This window comes from Streptomyces sp. Ru62, assembly GCF_002920615.1.
In the GTDB taxonomy this organism is placed as follows: Bacteria; Actinomycetota; Actinomycetes; order Streptomycetales; family Streptomycetaceae; genus Streptomyces.
In genome coordinates this window covers 1-437 of sequence record NZ_PQSU01000107.1, presented here as the reverse complement: position 1 = coordinate 437, position 437 = coordinate 1, and the positions used below count along the sequence as shown (strand labels likewise).

1 protein-coding gene is annotated in these 437 nt (G+C 71.2%); it reads right to left on the bottom strand.

Annotated features, from left to right (window positions below):
* On the bottom strand, positions 1-437 hold a 437-nt coding region (locus C3492_RS43905), incomplete at both ends, for an LLM class flavin-dependent oxidoreductase (protein ID WP_146075823.1).

The following is a 437-nucleotide window of genomic DNA, read 5'->3' as shown; positions in this document are numbered from 1 at the left end:
GTAGAACCCGCGTTCCTCGGCCAGTGCGGTCACGACCGGCTGCCAGTACCGCCACCAGGTCTCCACCGCCTCCTCGTCGGTGTCGGCGATGAGTCCCAGGGAGTGTTGGCCGACCGGCTGCGGGCGGTGTCCTGACTGCTGGAGTGCCCGGTGGTAGAGGTCGACGTGGGTGGAGAAGCGCTGCGGGCGTCCGCCGACGACGGCCAGCATCAGGGGCAGGCCGTAGCGGGCGGCGCGCAGGACGGAGTGGGGGCTGCCGCCCACACCGATCCAGGTGGGGATGCCGCCGGGCCGCATCCTGGGCCGCAGCCGCTGCTCGGTGAGCGGTGCGCGGAACGCCCCGGACCACGTCACCGTCTCCTCCTGCCGCAGCCGCATGAACAGCTCCAGCTTCTCCTCGAAGAGCTGCTCGTAGTCCGCGAGGTCGTAGCCGAACA